Source organism: Bartonella sp. AP58NXGY (assembly GCF_042195785.1).
GTDB lineage: Bacteria > Pseudomonadota > Alphaproteobacteria > Rhizobiales > Rhizobiaceae > Bartonella.
Genome location: NZ_JBHIOY010000438.1, coordinates 1 through 533, shown reverse-complemented (window position 1 = coordinate 533; position 533 = coordinate 1). Strand labels below are relative to the sequence as shown.

The window sequence follows — 533 nt, the reverse complement described above, 5'->3', positions numbered from 1 at the left end:
AGCCCCCACCGCTCTAAACAAGTGTACACAACAAGATAATCAATCAAAACTGCAAAACTAAGATCTAAAACAACAATTATTGAAAAGCACACAACAAATTAAGTGGAATACCTCTATTAGTTTTATTCTTTCCAAAATGTTGTTGTATGCTTCACAAATATTGACTGCCCCTTGTGTTTTTTAAACTATACTTTTTAAAAGCTTTTTAAATATGAAGCGGTTTAGCAAATGTTGCCAAAGCTGCTTCACGCACCGCTTCTGATAAGGTAGGATGCGCATGACAACAGCGACCTAGATCTTCTGATGAACCACCAAACTCCATTAAAACTGCAATTTCGTGGATCATTTCACCAGCACCGAATCCAAGAATATGCCCCCCCAAAACCCGATCTGTTTTTTTATCAGAAAGGATTTTAACAAATCCATCACTCTTTTGCATCGCACGTGCCCGCCCATTAGCCATAAAAGGAAATTTACCAACATTATATTCAATACCGGCCGCTTTCAGTTCTTCTTCTGTCTTTCCTACACTT

General features: G+C 38.1%; 1 pseudogene. It reads right to left on the bottom strand.

What is annotated here, in order from left to right:
• Window positions 1-205: 205 nt before the first annotated feature.
• A pseudogene (locus ACFINC_RS11880) lies at window positions 206-533 on the bottom strand (dihydrolipoyl dehydrogenase); the annotation flags it as partial.